2 protein-coding genes are annotated in these 989 nt (G+C 50.4%); both read left to right on the top strand.

The features are described from left to right. On the top strand, positions 1 to 445 hold a 445-nt coding region (locus FIL88_RS16870; RefSeq protein ID WP_221931181.1), incomplete at its 5' end, for a hypothetical protein. 5 nt (positions 446 to 450) lie between these two features. After that, positions 451 to 846 carry a hypothetical protein gene (locus FIL88_RS16575; RefSeq protein WP_142854996.1) on the top strand — a complete coding sequence of 132 codons (396 nt, stop codon included), beginning with the start codon at positions 451 to 453 and terminating at the stop codon, positions 844 to 846. Positions 847 to 989 lie beyond the last annotated feature (143 nt).

Here is a 989-nt window from a genome sequence, read left to right as displayed (position 1 = left end):
TGGTGATGACTTTGTGGCAACTGTGGCAGGCGTTGGAGCTGTCGCGAAGTTGGGTTACGTCGGTGCAAATGCTGCATACGGTGTTGTCGCCCGAAAATACGCAGCTAATAGAGTTGCTAGCTTTGCAAACACACGCGGGGCTGCAAGCCTATGGGGTAAGTCGCCAGAAGAGATCGGAGCAATATTCCGAAAGGCAGGATATGACGTCAGTATTAGGCCTGGAAAGGGGAGTTCAAACGCGACTGTGGTAGACATATCTCGTGGGCGCATACAGTCTATTCGTGTTAATCCCGGCGGTGGATCTCAGCATGCAGGTGCACCGAGAATCGTAGTTAGTACTTCACGCGGTAAAATAGTTGCACACGGCAACGGCTATAAGCGGTATCGAGAGCAGTTCAAAAATACCCGATTCGTCAATGTGGAAAAACTTCCATTGTGGTGGTGACAGAAATGATCGACAATAACCTCAAACCGCATCAGATCTATATGCTGCAACTGTTTTCCCTTCCAGCACTCGAGCAAATTAGGGACTATAGATACGATTGCGATGATGTTGCTTCAGGGCTGGCCTACTATTGGGATGTAGTTTTCAAAAGTTGGGGTCGAGGCAGCGATGGTGGGGCGCTCGATGATTTAGACGCGGATATACTGGAGATAGATCGGGCACTAGAAGACGCTCCTGATACTGTTTGGTCGCATGAGGCGCTGATTTCTTCGGAGTTTTGGCGCGTGATCCGAAACTCTGCAGCAAACGCGTTGGTCCGTAGGGGCATACCGCTAGAAAAACCGAATGCGGACGATTGGTATATAGTACTGCCGGAAAGCCTACATTACCTCTCATACTAGTGCCGTTTCGAAAGGTGGGGCGCACGACGGCAAACAATAACTTGCAGTGATCCTGCACAGCTCTAGCGCTATTTGGCAAATTGCAACAACTTGGGGGCTCTCACGGCACTCGCAAAACCCGAACCTCTCCATTCATCGCGCTA

It is taken from the genome of Aliiroseovarius halocynthiae, from assembly GCF_007004645.1.
GTDB lineage: Bacteria > Pseudomonadota > Alphaproteobacteria > Rhodobacterales > Rhodobacteraceae > Aliiroseovarius > Aliiroseovarius halocynthiae.
This window is presented reverse-complemented; position numbering and strand designations above follow the sequence as displayed.